Annotated in this window: 9 protein-coding genes; 4 read left to right on the top strand and 5 right to left on the bottom strand. The window is 74.0% G+C overall.

Annotated features, from left to right (window positions below):
* Nucleotides 1-65: 65 nt before the first annotated feature.
* From OU787_RS31890 to OU787_RS31900, 3 genes are all read right to left on the bottom strand, one after another.
* Nucleotides 66-1,049 (bottom strand): ABC transporter substrate-binding protein, encoded by a 984-nt coding sequence (locus OU787_RS31890; RefSeq protein WP_268661435.1) that lies wholly within the window; start codon nucleotides 1,047-1,049, stop codon nucleotides 66-68.
* 282 nt (nucleotides 1,050-1,331) lie between these two features.
* Complete coding sequence (locus tag OU787_RS31895) at nucleotides 1,332-2,369, bottom strand: LacI family DNA-binding transcriptional regulator (RefSeq protein ID WP_268661436.1); 1,038 nt, start codon at nucleotides 2,367-2,369, stop codon at nucleotides 1,332-1,334.
* A gap of 129 nt (nucleotides 2,370-2,498) precedes the next feature.
* On the bottom strand, nucleotides 2,499-5,249 hold the full coding sequence (locus tag OU787_RS31900) for a beta-L-arabinofuranosidase domain-containing protein (RefSeq protein WP_268661437.1): 2,751 nt from the start codon (nucleotides 5,247-5,249) through the stop codon (nucleotides 2,499-2,501).
* 618 nt (nucleotides 5,250-5,867) lie between these two features.
* Here OU787_RS31900 and OU787_RS31905 point away from each other — a divergent pair.
* From OU787_RS31905 to OU787_RS31920, 4 genes are all read left to right on the top strand, one after another.
* Nucleotides 5,868-7,577, top strand: coding sequence for a ribulokinase (locus OU787_RS31905; protein WP_268661438.1), 1,710 nt, complete (start codon nucleotides 5,868-5,870; stop codon nucleotides 7,575-7,577).
* Nucleotides 7,574-8,245 (top strand): L-ribulose-5-phosphate 4-epimerase, encoded by a 672-nt coding sequence (locus tag OU787_RS31910; RefSeq protein ID WP_030463907.1) that lies wholly within the window; start codon nucleotides 7,574-7,576, stop codon nucleotides 8,243-8,245. The genes OU787_RS31905 and OU787_RS31910 overlap by 4 nt, the downstream gene beginning before the upstream one ends.
* A gap of 14 nt (nucleotides 8,246-8,259) precedes the next feature.
* Complete coding sequence (araA, locus tag OU787_RS31915) at nucleotides 8,260-9,765, top strand: L-arabinose isomerase (protein ID WP_268661439.1); 1,506 nt, start codon at nucleotides 8,260-8,262, stop codon at nucleotides 9,763-9,765.
* Between the two features lie 97 nt (nucleotides 9,766-9,862).
* On the top strand, nucleotides 9,863-10,978 hold the full coding sequence (locus tag OU787_RS31920; protein ID WP_268661440.1) for an aldose epimerase family protein: 1,116 nt from the start codon (nucleotides 9,863-9,865) through the stop codon (nucleotides 10,976-10,978).
* On the opposite strand, the gene OU787_RS31925 is transcribed toward OU787_RS31920, so the two are convergent.
* Nucleotides 10,918-12,018: a LacI family DNA-binding transcriptional regulator gene (locus tag OU787_RS31925; RefSeq protein ID WP_268661441.1), complete on the bottom strand. Its 1,101-nt coding sequence runs from the start codon at nucleotides 12,016-12,018 to the stop codon at nucleotides 10,918-10,920. The two genes, OU787_RS31920 and OU787_RS31925, sit on opposite strands and share 61 nt — an antisense overlap.
* Before the next feature lie 89 nt (nucleotides 12,019-12,107).
* Entirely contained in the window at nucleotides 12,108-13,343 is a 1,236-nt protein-coding gene (mmsB, locus tag OU787_RS31930; RefSeq protein WP_030463911.1) for a multiple monosaccharide ABC transporter permease, read from the bottom strand.
* Between the last annotated feature and the right edge of the window lie 3 nt (nucleotides 13,344-13,346).

Here is a 13,346-nt window from a genome sequence, read left to right on the forward strand (position 1 = left end):
CGGTCGGGAGACGGGGGCCCGTGCCGCGGGGCAGGCGGCGCGGGCCCCCGGGGGGTCCGGCCGGATCAGTACTGGCGGTTGGGCAGCGCGGCGGTGGCCTGCTCGGGGGTGAAGGTGCCCTCCTCGGTCTTGATCCGGCGCTCGACGCTCTCGCCGGCCTTGACCTTCTTGGCCAGTTCCATCAGCTGGTCGCCGAGCAGCGGGTTGCACTCGACGTCGAAGTTGATCTTGCCCTGGCTCATCGCGGTGAAGGCGTCCTTGACGCCGTCCACCGAGACGATCTTGATGTCGGTGCCGGGCTTCTTGCCGGCCTCCTCGATCGCCTGGATCGCGCCGAGCGCCATGTCGTCGTTGTGCGCGTACAGCACGTCGATCTTCGGCTGGGACTTCAGGAACGCCTGCATGACCTCCTTGCCCTTGGCCCGGGTGAAGTCGCCGGTCTGCGAGGCGACCACCTTGAACTTCGGCTCGCCCTTGATCGCGTCCGCGAAGCCGGACTTGCGGTCGTTGGCGGGCGCGGAGCCGGTGGTGCCCTCCAGCTGGACGATGTTCACGTCCCCGGGGGCGGAGGCGTACTCCTTGACCAGCCAGTCGCCGGCCTTCTTGCCCTCCTCGACGAAGTCCGAGCCGAGGAAGGAGACGTACAGCGACTCGTCCTTGGAGTCCACCGCGCGGTCGGTGAGGATCACCGGGATGTGCGCGTTCTTGGCCTCCTTCAGGACGGTGTCCCAACCGGACTCCACCACCGGCGAGAAGGCGATCACGTCGACCTTCTGCTGGATGAACGAGCGGATCGCCTTGATCTGGTTCTCCTGCTTCTGCTGCGCGTCGGAGAACTTGAGGGTGACGCCGGCCTTCTTCGCCGCGTCCTGGATGGACTTGGTGTTGGCGGTGCGCCAGCCGCTCTCGGCGCCGACCTGGGCGAAGCCGATGGTGAGCTTGCCGTCCGACTTCTTGCCGTCGGCGGAGCCGCTGCCCGAGGAGCAGGCGGTCAGGCCGAGGACCAGGGCGCCGGCGAGTGCGGCTGCGGCAACGGCTCTCTTGGACATCTGGGGTTCCTCTCGGTTGTGCTCCCGGGCGGGCGCCGCGGGGCGGCGGGTGGTGCCGGAAGGGGTGGGGGTGGTGCCGGAAGGGAAGGGGGTTCGCATCGGGCGGCCCTGCGCGGACGGCCGCCGCGGGGGAGTGCGGTGGATCGCCGGAGGCGGGGAGTGCGCCGGGTTCGCGGCCGGCGGCCGGCGGTGGTGCCCCCGGTGGGGTTCGACGCGCCGGCGCCTCGGCCAGACAAGATTGTTAGCGCTAACAACCACCCTCGGCAAGAGCGGTGCACCGCGTTATCGAATCTTGACCGCCGCCCCGGCGGGCGCCGGGCCGGACGAATCGCGCACCACCAGGTCCGGGGCGATCAGCACCCGGCGGCCCGCGCACGGCACCCCGGACAGCTCCTCGACCAGCAGCGACAGCGCCTGCCGCCCCAGGGCCTCGAAGTCCTGGCGGACCGTGGTCAGCGGCGGGACCAGGTAGGCGGCCTCCGGGATGTGGTCGAACCCGACCACGCTGATGTCCCCGGGGACCGCCCGCCCGCCCTCGTGCAGCGCGCGCAGCACGCCCAGCGCCGTCTGGTCGTTCGCGCAGAACACCGCGGTCACCCGCGGGTCGGCGGCGATCCGCAGCCCGGCCTGGTAGCCCGAGCGGGCGCCCCAGTCGCCGGGGAGTGCCGGCGGCACCTGCGCGCCCGCCTCGGCCAGCGCGCCGCGCCAGCCCCGCTCCCGCTCCTGGCTCTCCAACCAGCCCGGCGGGCCGGTGATGTGATGCACCGTCAGGTGGCCGAGGCCGAGCAGGTAGCGGGTGGCCGCGGCGGCCCCCGCCACGTTGTCCACCGCGACCCGCGGAACGGCGGAGGGCGCGCCGGTCCCCACCATCACCACCGGGCTCGCCCCGGCCGGGTCGGCCGGGCCGCCGGTCGCGGAGACCTGCGGGGCGATCACCGCGATGCCCTCCACGCCCTGGTCGCGCAGCCGGTCGACGGCCTCCTGCACGGAGCGCGGGTCCAGCGACCGCAGCGAGGCCACGCTGACGAAGTAGCCCGCGCTGCGGGCGGCCTGCTCCAGCCCGTCCAGCATGGAGGCGGGCCCGTAGAGGGTGCTGGCGAAACTGACCACGCCCAGGGTCTGCGAGCGCCGGGTCACCAGCGCCCGGGCCATCGAGTTCGGCCGGTAGTCCAGCTCGCGGATCGCCGCCGCGACCCTGGCCCGGGTGGCCGGGGCGACGTTCGGCGAGCCGTTCAGCACCCGCGAGACGGTCTGGTGCGAGACCCCGGCCAGTTTGGCCACGTCGGCCATCACGGGCTGACGGGTCCTCGGTTCGGTCATGCGGGCTCCAATCGCGGCGCCCGGCCGGCGGGCCGGACCCGGCCGCAGGGGACCGGCGGACCCGGTGGTGCGCGCTCGCGCGGCGCCGGGCCGCGGCCCGCCGGTCCGGCACGGGGGGTCGGCGGGCGCTCAGACGAAGCGCCACAGGTGGTCGGTGGTGCCGTTGTCGTCCCAGAGCACCACCTGGGCGCCCTGGGCGGCCGACATGCCGGTGACGCCCAGCACCCGGCCGCCGGCGGCGCACTGGATGCGGAAGCAGCCGCCGGAGCCGTACCGCAGCCGCCACCGGTGGTCGGCGGCGCCGCTGTCGGCCCACTGGACGATCCGGGCGCCGTTCGCGGTGGCGCCGCCCTCCGTGCCGAGCACCTTGCCACTGTTGGCGTTGCGCAGCCGCAGGTAGCCGCCGGTGTCCACGACCGCCGACCACAGGTGGTCGGCGGTGCCGCTGTCGCCCCACTGCAGGACCGGCGCGCCGTCCGCGGTGGACATGTTCTGCACCCCCAGGACCAGGCCGCTGTTCAGGTTCCGGATCCGGCGCGCGCCGTCGGGGACGAACCGCCACCGGCTGTCGGAGGTGCCGTTGTCCGGGTGCTGGACGGCCTGCGCGCCCTGGGCGGAGGAGCTGTTCAGGAGGCCGAGCACCTTGCCGCTGTTGGCGTTGCGCAGCGCGTGGGTGCCGTCGCCCAGGTCGACCACCTCCCAGCGGTGGTCGGCGGTGCCGTTGTCCGCCCACTGCAGGACGGGCGCGTCGTCCGCGGTGGACATGTTCTGCACGCCGAGCACCTTGCCGCTGCGGGCGTTGCGCAGCCGCAGCGCGGTGCCGTCGGCGACGAGGGACCACAGGTGGTCGGCGGTGCCGGAGTCCGCCCACTGGAGGGCGGGCGCGCCGTCCGCGACGGACATGTCCTTGACGCCCAGGACGAGGCCGCTGGCGGCGTTGGCCAGGCGGAAGCCGGCGCCGGTGCTCCAGTAGACGCTGTAGTTGTAGCCCTGCGCGTCCTGGAACGGCCCGAGGCCGACGTCCGCGCCGTCGGCGGTGGCGGTGAAGGCCAGCGCGGTGCTGCTGCTCCTGGCCACCGAGGAGAGCGCCAGCGCGGGCAGCGCGGCCGGCACGGTGTCGCCGTGGTTGCCGCACAGCACGGTCGGGCCGTAGCTGAGGGCGACGACGTCCGGGTTGTCGTTGGCGGGCACGGCGGCGACCTGCATCGGCAGCGTGACCGTGACGGTGTCGCCGGAGGTCCAGGCGCGGGTGAGGACCGCGTAACTGCCGGGCGCGGCGGGCGTGTTCTGCACGGCGCCGTTGACGGCGAGGGTGGCGCCGGCCGCCCAGGCCGGGATGCGCACCCGCAGCGACCACGTCCCGGCGACGCTGCCGGTGACCCGCAGGGTGGTGGTGTCGCCGACCGGGTAGGCGGTGCTCTGGGTGACGGTGATGCCGCGCTGGGACCAGTCCAGCACGGAGGGCGTGAACAGGTTCACCGTGAGCGTGCTGCCGCTGTGGAAGTAGACCGAGTCCGCCAGCTTGGTGTTGGACTCCAGCGCGGTGCCCTGGCAGCACCAGAAGGTGCCGTAGTCGGTGCTCCAGGTCCCGCCGCCCCAGGCCGGGCCGACGCCGCGCCGGCCGCCGGCCTTCAGCGGGGTGAAGTAGGTGATGTGCCCGTGCGGGTCGGCCGGGTTCTGGCCGCCGATGGTGTGGTTGAGCAGGTCCCGCTCGTAGAGGTCGAAGTAGTCGGCGCGCTCCGGGTCGAGCAGCCACAGCTCCCGGGTCAGCTTCTGCAGGTTGTACGAGTTGCACAGCTCGCAGGTGTCGTCGGTCAGGTGGGCGGCGATCGCGTTCGGGGCCCGGAAGTGCTCGGCCTGGCTGTTGGCGCCGATCGCGTAGGTGTGCGCGCCGGTGGTGATGGTCCAGGCGTTGGCGGCGATGTCGCGGTACCGGGCGGTGCCGGTGGCCTTGTACTCGCGGACGGCGCCGATCCACTTGGGCAGCTGGGTGTTGGCGTGCAGGCCGTCCAGCCGGTCCTGGCCGGCGGCGAGCGGGTCGAGGACCGCGGCGTGCTCGAAGCGCTGGGCCACCGTCAGCCAGCGCCGGTCGCCGGTCTGCAGGTGGAGGTCGGCCAGCACCTCGGTCATGCCGCCGAACTCGGTCCCCAGCACCGCCTGCATCCGGCTGTAGCCGAGGTTCGCGGTGCGGGCGTCGACCCAGCCCGCCAGGGCCAGCAGCACGTCCCGGGCCTGGGTGCTGCCCAGCAGGCGCCAGGCGTCGAGCAGGCCGGCCATGGTCTTGTGGACGCAGTAGTAGGGCACGTTCCCGTTGGCGAGGGTGCCCGCCTCCAGCGCGGCGAAGTCGCTCTCGGGGAAGCCGGACAGGTACCCGGCGGTGAAGCCCCTGGCCGCGTTGCCGGCCTGGCACTGGGCCATCGCGGCCACCATGGCCGCGGCCTTGTCCCGGCAGACGGTGTCGCCGAGCGCGGCGTACGCCTGGGCCCAGGCGGAGAGGAAGTGGCCCTGCACGTGGCCGCGGAAGGGGAAGCCCGGCGCGTCCCAACCGCCGTTCGGGGCGGCGCCGTTGGTGGACAGGCCGTGGGTGGCGCGGAAGACGTACAGCAGCCGGTCGACGTCGACGAACCGCAGGTAGGCCAGGGTGCGGTTCTGGTTGTCGAGCCAGCGGCCGCCGGTGAGCCGGACCTGCCCCGGGTCGAACGGGTAGGTCGAGACGCCGACCTCCGCCTGGACCGGGGGGACGGTGGCGGCCGCGGCCGGGGACCGGTCGGCGGCGAGCGGGACGGCGGCGGCCACCGCCGCAGCCCCGGTGGCCTTCAGCACGCTGCGCCGGGTCGGGGCGGAGGGCGGGGGAGGGGGCGGGGGAGGAGGAGGGGGCATGGTGGGCTCCAGGGGCCGGGTACGGGTTCGGGTGGGGACTCGGTGCCGGGCGGTGCGGGGCGTGCGGGCTCGGGGGTGCGGGGCTCGGGGCGTGCGGGGATCAAGGCGTGCGGGCTCAGGGCGTGCAGGGCTCGGGGTGCGGGCTCAGGGGTGTGAGCGCTAACAAGTGCGCGGTGCGGGCAGGCGGCACGGGCCGGTCGCGGATGGATGACTTTTATAGTCGCGGCCGTCCGCACTGTCCAGCCGTCGCGCACGACGGGCCGCGGCGCCACCTCCCGTGCGGCTGGCGGGAGTTGGCGGTGCGGCCGGGCGGGTCTGCGGTTCCGGCGGCGGACCTCTTGTCGACCCCGATTGTGAGCGCTAACATTTCGCTCGTCCACTCCACGGGCAGCACCACCGCAGCCGGGCCGCCCGGCCCCCGCCGGTCGCGCCCGTCCACCCCGACCCCGTCGGCCGTGCGGCATCACCCGCTTCCGCGCGCCCGGCCGACGGCTCCCGTTCCGTGCTTCTCCCGAGGGTGGGAACGCGGAACGAGGCAGGCCGGCCGCCGGCCGCGACGACGCGGAGACCACCGGCGGCCGGACCCTGACATCCCACCCCTGCGCGAAGGACGACACCGTGACCGACCTGCCCCACGCCCCCGACCAGGACACCGAGAGCTACGTCGTCGGCATCGACTTCGGCACCCTGTCCGGTCGCGCCGTGGTGGTCCGGGTGCGCGACGGCGAGGAACTCGGCACCGGCGTGCACCCCTACCCGCACGCCGTCATCGAGGAGCACCTGCCCGGCACCGGCCGCCGCCTGCCCCCGGACTGGGCGCTCCAGCACCCCGAGGACTGGCGCGAGGTGCTGCGCACCGCCGTTCCCGCCGCGCTCGCCGACGCCGGCGTCGATGCGGCCCGCGTCATCGGCATCGCCACCGACTTCACCGCCTGCACCGTGCTGCCCGCCCTGGCCGACGGCACCCCGCTGGCCGAGCTGCCCGCCTGGGCCGACCGTCCGCACGCCTGGCCCAAGCTGTGGAAGCACCACGCCGCGCAGGGCCAGGCCGACCGGATCAACGCGCTGGCGCACGCCCGCGGCGAGAAGTGGATCCACCGCTACGGCGGGAAGATCTCCGCCGAGTGGCAGTACGCCAAGGCGCTGCAGGTGCTGGAGGAGGACCCGGCCGTCTACGCCGCGTGCGAGCGGTGGATCGAGGCCGCCGACTGGATCGTCTGGCAGCTGACCGGCGCCGAGTCCCGCAACACCTGCACCGCCGGGTACAAGGGGATCTTCCAGGACGGCGGCTACCCGTCCGAGGAGTACCTGGCCGCCCTGCACCCCGGCTTCGCCGACTTCGCCCGCACCCGGCTGGAGCACCCGCTGGCTGCGTTGGGTTCGCGGGTCGGCTCGCTGAGCGCGCAGGCGGCGGCCTGGACGGGGCTGCCGGAGGGCATCGCGGTGGCCGCCGGGAACGTGGATGCGCATGTGGCGGCGCCCGCTGCGCAGGCCGTGAAGAACGGCAGGCTGCTGGCGATCATGGGCACCTCCACCTGCCACGTCGTCAACGGCCCGGTCCTGGCCGACGTCCCCGGGATCTGCGGCGTCGTCGACGGCGGGATCGCCGAGGGCGCCTGGGGCTACGAGGCCGGGCAGTCCGCGGTCGGCGACATCTTCGCCTGGTGGCTGCGTCAGGGTCTGCCCGCCGACTACCTCGCCGAGGCCGACGCCACCGGCGAGGACGCCCACCAGCTGCTCACCCGCAAGGCCGCCGCCCAACGGGTCGGCGCCCACGGCCTGGTGGCGCTGGACTGGCTGAACGGCAACCGCTCCACCCTGGTCGACCACCACCTCTCCGGCGTCATCGCGGGCCTGACCCTGGCCACCCGCCCCGAGGACGTCTACCGCGCCCTGCTGGAGGCCACCGCCTACGGCACCCGCACCATCGTCGAGGCCCTGGAGAACGGTGGCGTCCCGGTCACCGAGTTCGTCGTCACCGGCGGGCTGAAGAAGAACGCCCTGCTGATGCAGATCCACGCCGACGTGCTGCGCCGCCCCGTCTCGCTCGCCGTCTCCGAGCAGGGCCCGGCCCTGGGCTCGGCGATCCACGCCGCGGTCGCCGCCGGGGCCTACCCCGACGTGCGGGCCGCGTCCGCCGCGATGGGCCGCGTCCAGCGCCACGCCTACCTGCCCGACCCGGAGCGCGCCGACGCCTACGACGCGCTGTACGCCGAGTACCGCCTGCTGCACGACCACTTCGGCACCGGCCCCGACCTGCTGCTGCACCGCCTGCGCCGCCTGCGCAACGACGCCCTCACCCACGACAGCGAGGACCGCACCCCATGAGCGACACCATCGACCTGCTGCGCCGCCAGGTCTGCGACCTGCACCGGGAACTGGTCCGCTACGGCCTGGTGGTGTGGACCGCGGGCAACGTCTCGGCCCGCGTCCCCGGCGAGGACCTGCTGGTGATCAAGCCCAGCGGCGTCGACTACGACGAACTGACGCCGCAGAACATGATCCTGTGCGACCTGCACGGCAACGTGGTCGAGGGCGAGCACGCCCCGTCCTCCGACACCGCCGCGCACGCCTACGTCTACCGCCACCGCCCCGACGTCGGCGGCGTCGTGCACACCCATTCCACCTACGCCAGCGCCTGGGCCGCCCGCGGCGAGGCGGTGCCGTGCGTGCTGACCGCGATGGCCGACGAGTTCGGCGCCGAGATCCCGGTCGGCCCGTTCGCGCTGATCGGCGACGACTCGATCGGCCGCGGCATCGTCGAGACCCTCGAGGGGCACCGCTCGCCCGCGGTGCTGATGAAGAGCCACGGCGTGTTCACCATCGGCAAGGACGCCCGGGCCGCCGTCAAGGCCGCCGTCATGTGCGAGGACGTCGCCCGCACCGTGCACGTCTCCCGCCAGCTCGGCGAGCCGATGCCGATCGCCCAGGCCGACATCGACCGCCTCAACTACCGCTACCAGAACGTCTACGGCCAGCGCCCCGCGGCCCGCTGAAGGAGAACCCCCCGATGAGCGAAGTGTTCCTCAACCGCGAGATCTGGTTCCTCACCGGCAGCCAGGGCCTCTACGGCCCCGAGACGTTGCAGCAGGTCGCCGAGCAGTCCCAGCAGGTCGTCAACCAGCTCGCCCGCACCGGCCTGCCCGTGCGGATCATCTGGAAGCCCGTGCTGACCGACGCCGCCTCCATCCGCCGGGTCTGCCTGGAGGCCAACGCCGACGACGCCTGCGTCGGCCTGATCGCCTGGATGCACACCTTCTCCCCGGCGAAGATGTGGATCTCCGGCCTGGACGCGCTGCGCAAGCCGCTGCTGCACCTGCACACCCAGGCCAACCGCGACCTGCCCTGGTCGACCATCGACATGGACTTCATGAACCTGAACCAGGCCGCCCACGGCGACCGCGAGTTCGGCTACATCCAGTCCCGCCTCGGCGTCACCCGCAAGACCGTCGCCGGCCACGTCAGCGACCCCGCCGTCGCCGCCCGCGTCGCCACCTGGGCCCGCGCCGCCGCCGCCCGCGCCGACCTCGCCACCCTCAAGCTGGCCCGCTTCGGCGACAACATGCGCGACGTCGCCGTCACCGAGGGCGACAAGGTCGAAGCCCAGCTGCGCCTGGGCGTCTCCGTCAACACCTACGGCGTCAACGACCTGGTCGCCGCCGTCGACGCCGCCGCCGACGCGGACGTCACCGCCCTGGTCAAGGAGTACGAGGAGCTCTACCGCCTCGCCCCCGAACTGCGCGCCGGCGGCGAGCGCCACGACGCGCTGCGCTACGCCGCCCGGATCGAACTCGGCCTGCGCGGCTTCCTCAAGGACGGCGGCTTCGGCGCCTTCACCACCAACTTCGAGGACCTCGGCGGCCTGCGCCAGCTCCCGGGACTGGCCGTGCAGCGCCTGATGGCCGACGGCTACGGCTTCGGCGGCGAGGGCGACTGGAAGACCTCCGTCCTGCTGCGCACCCTCAAGACCGCCGCCACCGGCCTGGACGGCGGCACCTCCTTCATGGAGGACTACACCTACCACCTGGAGCCCGGACGGGAGTTGATCCTCGGCGCGCACATGCTGGAGGTCTGCCCGACCATCGCCGCCGCCACCCCCAGCTGCGAGATCCACCCGCTGGGCATCGGCGGCCGCGAGGACCCGGTCCGGCTGGTCTTCGACGCCGCCCCCGGCCCCGCCGTCGTCGTCGGCCTGGCCGACCTCGGCGACCGCTTCCGCCTGGTCGCCAACGAGATCGACGTCGTCGACCCCGTCGAACCGCTCCCCAAGCTGCCCGTCGCCCGCGCCGTCTGGCAGCCGAAGCCGAACCTGCGCACCTCCACCGAAGCCTGGCTGACCGCCGGCGCCCCCCACCACACCGTGCTCACCCGCGCCCTGGACGCCGAACACCTCGACGACCTCGCCGAGATGCTCCACGTCGAACTCGTCCTCATCGACGCCGACACCACCATGCGCACCTTCACCCGCGAACTGCGCTGGAACCAGGCCTACCACCGCCTCGCCCAGGGCCTCTGACGCCCTGCCCGAAACGCCGTCCGGGCCGGGGCCCGGCTCCACCGCCCCGACGCCGGGACCCGGCCCGGACGGCCCCCACCGACCCCCGGGAACCCCCATGACCGACCGCACCCCCACCGTCCACCGCGCCCCCGCCGGCTCCCTGCCCGGCGGGGGCTGGACGCTGCGCTCCCCGAGCGGCGTCACCGCCGACCTCCTCGACCTCGGCGCCCGGCTCCACGCCGTCCGCACCCCCGACGCGCACGGCCGCACCGCCGACATCGTCCTCGGCGCGGCCGACCAGCGCCAACTCCACGGGGACGGCGCCTACTTCGGGGCCACCGTCGGACGCTACGGCAACCGGATCGCCCGCGGCGAACTGCCCCTCGACGGCACCGTGCACGCCCTCGCCACCCAGCGCACCGGCCACACCCTGCACGGCGGCCCCGACGGCTTCGCCACCCGCCCCTGGGACGCCGAACCCGTCCGCACCGACGACGCCGCCGGAGTGCGCTTCCAGCTGACCAGCCCGGACGGCGACCAGGGCTTCCCCGGCACCCTCGACGTCCACGTCACCTACCTGCTCGACGCCGGGGGCACCCTGACCATCCGGTACCGGGCCACCACCGACGCGCCCACCGTCGTCAACCTCACCAACCACGCCTACTTCAACCTCGCCGGCACCCCCGGCGCCACCGTCGGCGACCACCTGCTGCGCGTCCACGCCGACGCCTACCTGCCCGTCGACGCCGAACTCCTCCCGCTCGGCCCGCCCGCCCCCGTCGCCGGCACCCCCTTCGACCTCGACCGGCCCACCCCGCTGGGACCCCGGCTCGGCCTCGACCACCCCCAACTCGCCCTCGCCGGAGGCGGGTTCGACCACAACTGGCTGCTGCGCCCCGGCACCGGCCTGCGCCCCGCCGCCGAACTGCACCACCCCGCCAGCGGCCGCCGCGTCGAGTGCCTCACCACCGAACCCGGCCTCCAGGTCTACACCGGCAACCACTTCCACGGCTCCACCGGCCCCGCCGAGGCCCCCCACCCCCGGCACGGCGGCATCGCCCTGGAGACCCAGCACTTCCCCGACTCGCCCCACCACCCCGGCTACCCCTCCACCGTCCTGCGCCCGGGGGAGGAGTACGACTCGACCACCGCCTACCGGTTCACCACCGGTCAGCCGGCGTCCGAGAACAGCGCCGAGGACGGGCCGGGACGGGACGCCCGCGGGCGGTGACCGCCGGGGGAGCGGCCTGCCGTGCTCTCCCGCACCACCAGCTCCGGCCGGACGGACACGTGCGCCAGCGCCGCGCCGGGATCGTCGATCAGCTGCAGCAGCAGCCCTATCCCGGCCCGGCCGACGGCGGCGAAGTCCTGCCGGACCGTGGTCAGCGACGGAGTGGTGTACGCGCCCTCCGGAAGGTCGTCGAACCCGGCCACCGCCACGTCCTCGGGCATCCGCACGCCCGCCTCGGTCAGCGCCCGCACCAGGCCCAGCGCCATGTGGTCGTTGGCCGCGAACACCGCCGTGGGCCGCGGGCCGGACCCGCCGCGGAACGCCGCCGCGACCTGCCGCCCGGCCGCGTGGCCCGACGCCGGGCTCCAGTCCCCGGTCAGGTGCGGCGGCACCGGCAGCCCGGCCGCCTCCAGCGCGGCCCGCCAGCCCTGCAGCCGCCCCTCCGCCTCGATCCACTCGCCCGGGCCTGCCACGTGCCACACGCAGGTGTGGCCCAGCGCCAGCAGGTGCTCGGTGATCGCCCGCGCCCCGGCGAACTGGTCCACGGCCACGCCCGGCAGGTCCAGGTCGTGCCCGCCCTCCACCGTCACCACCGGGAACGGCTGGGGCAGCCGGGCCAGCGCCGCCACCGCGCGCCGGTGCGGCGTCATCACCACCGCGCCGTCCACCCCCCAGCCGCCCAGCCGCTCCAGCGCCTTGCCCAGCGCGTGCTCGGTCAGCTCCTCCAGCCCGACCGAGGCCACCAGGTAGTCCTCCTGCCGGGCGGCGCGCTCCAGCCCCGCCAGGATGCTGGCGGGGCCGAACAGCGTGGTGTTCGCCGCGACCACGCCGATGGTGCGGCTGCGCCGGGTCACCAGGGTGCGGGCCGCCGAGTTGGGCCGGTAGCCCAGCTCGGTGATGGCCCGCAGCACCCGCTCCTTGGTCGCCTCGCGCACGTTCGGGTGGTCGCTGAGCACCCGGGAGACCGTCTGGTGGGACACGCCGGCGACCTGGGCCACGTCCGCCATCGTCGGCGGGCGCCGCTCGGCAGTCTCTTCCATCGTTCTCCCGTTCCTCCGGACCAGGCCGGACGAGTTCCCCTCCGCCAAACAGTACTGGGCACCGGGCCGTGCCGGGGCCCGCAGGCGGGTCAGGAACCGGCCCGGCGCTTGTTCCAGACGTCGAAGCCGACCGCCGCGAGCAGCACCAGGCCCTTGATCACCTGCTGGTAGTCGGTGCCGACGCCGACCAGCGACATGCCGTTGTTGAGCACGCCCAGCACCAGGCCGCCGATGATCGCGCCCAGCACCGTGCCGACGCCGCCGGAGGCCGAGGCGCCGCCGATGAACGCGGCGGCGATCGCCTCGAGTTCGAAGTTGATGCCGGCCTGCGGGGTGCCGGCGTTGAGGCGGGCAGCGAAGACCAGTCCGGCCAGGGCCGCCAGGACCCCCATGGTGACGAAGGCGAGGAAGACGACGCGCTTGCTCTTGACGCCCGAGAGCTTGGCGGCGGGCTCGTTGCCGCCGATGGCGTAGGTGTGCCGTCCGATGACCGAGTTGCGCATCAGGTAGCCGAAGCCGAACAGCAGGACGGCCAGGACCAGCAGCACGATCGGGAAGCCGTGGTAGCTGGCCAGCAGCAGGGTGAAGACCACGACCGCGGCGGTGACGGCCGCCAGCTTCGCCAGGAAGAAGCCCGTCGGCAGGAGTTCGAGCCCGTACGAGGCGGCCTGGCGGCGGCCGCGGACCTCCTGCAGCAGCGCGACGGCGAGGACGGCGGCGCCCAGCAGCAGGGTCAGGTTGTGGTAGTCCGTGTGCGGGCCGACCTCGGGCAGGAAGCCGCTGCCGATCTTCTGGAAGCCCTTGGGGAACGGGGCGATCGACTGGCCCTGCAGCATGATCTGGGTGCCGCCGCGGAAGACCAGCATGCCCGCCAGCGTGACGATGAACGACGGGATCCCGACGTAGGAGATCCAGAAGCCCTGCCAGGCACCGGCCGCCGCGCCGATCAGCAGGCAGGCGACCAGCGCCACCGGCCAGGGCACCTGGTGCTTGACCATCATCACGGCCGCCGCCGCGCCGGTGAAGGCGGCCAGCGAGCCGACCGACAGGTCGATGTGCCCGGCGATGATGACGATCATCATGCCGATCGCCAGGATCAGGATGTAACTGTTCTGCTGGATCAGGTTGGTGACGTTCAGCGGCTGGAGCAGGATGCCGTCCGTCCAGATCTGGAACAGCACCACGATCAGGGCGAGGGCGACCAGCATGCCGTACTGGCGGACGTTGCCGCGCAGCGCCCCGGCGAGGAGGGTCTGGAGGGCCGGGCGGTCGGCCGCCGCGGGGGCGGCCTTCCCGGCCTGGGGGGTGGTCCCGGTCTGGGCCATGGG

The sequence above is a fragment of the Kitasatospora sp. YST-16 genome, from assembly GCF_026802215.1.
Classification (GTDB): domain Bacteria; phylum Actinomycetota; class Actinomycetes; order Streptomycetales; family Streptomycetaceae; genus Kitasatospora; species Kitasatospora cineracea.